At 64.1% G+C, this 460-nt stretch carries 1 pseudogene; it reads left to right on the top strand.

Features of this window, described 5'->3' with window-relative positions:
• Nucleotides 1-240 precede the first annotated feature (240 nt).
• Nucleotides 241-460, top strand: a pseudogene (locus P0D80_RS51195) (hypothetical protein); the annotation flags it as partial.

Raw genomic sequence — 460 nt, 5'->3', positions numbered from 1 at the left:
GTGAAGTGCGGATGTGCGCAGCCGCCTCAGGGTGCCTCGCCGGCTGGCTCCCGGCCGTGTCGTCAGCGTTGGATTTCAGCCGAACTTGAGTGCGTACAGAGCGAGTTGGCCGCAACGGTGTCGTATGGGCGTAGCGCGCAGCTCCTTCACATGCTGTTGCCCGTTGGGCCCGGTCATAGTGCCAGTACCGTACGGGATCGGACCCTTCGTGTGGGCGCGCGCATGGAAGCGGAGTTAACGATGACGGCGAGGCTACCTGAGCATCAATCGACCGTGACCACGGTTGGCCTGGACGGCGGCTATGTTCGGCATTGCTGTCCCGAGCCGGCACTATCCTTCGAGATCGTTGCGGGACGGGTACTCGCAGAGGACGGGTCGCAGCGTAGCGTGGGCTTTGTTCGCACTATTGACAAGCACTCGCGCACGCGCGTGCAACGCGCCGTCTCCGAACAGGGAGGGG

The organism is Paraburkholderia sp. RL17-373-BIF-A (assembly GCF_046030175.1).
GTDB lineage: Bacteria > Pseudomonadota > Gammaproteobacteria > Burkholderiales > Burkholderiaceae > Paraburkholderia.
The sequence above is the reverse complement of the archived record's forward strand: the minus strand, read 5'-3'. Positions and strand labels throughout refer to the sequence as shown.